At 38.6% G+C, this 254-nt stretch carries 1 protein-coding gene; it reads left to right on the top strand.

All coding sequences use genetic code 11. The features are described from left to right. A partial coding sequence (locus Q0852_RS23830) for an IS1 family transposase (protein WP_299022941.1) occupies positions 1–254 on the top strand: 254 nt, incomplete at both ends.

Genomic DNA, 254 nt, shown 5'->3' with positions numbered 1-254 from the left:
CAGGCTTTATTGATGCTTCTAGAGCCATTTACAATCAATTTCTTCTGTACTGATGATTTCAGAGTTTACTCATCAAACCTTCCAGCTGAAAAGCACATTACAGGGAAGTTATTTACCCAACGTATAGAACGGCAGAATCTAACATTAAGAACGCGATTAAAGCGGCTAAATCGCAAAACCATTGGTTTCTCTAAATCTGAAGAAATGCACGACAAAGTGATAGGCACATTCATTGAGCGTGAGTTCTACAGATG

The sequence above is a fragment of the uncultured Photobacterium sp. genome (assembly GCF_947502415.1).
GTDB lineage: Bacteria > Pseudomonadota > Gammaproteobacteria > Enterobacterales > Vibrionaceae > Photobacterium.
Note: the sequence above shows the minus strand (reverse complement) of the source record. Positions and strands in the feature narration are given on the sequence as shown.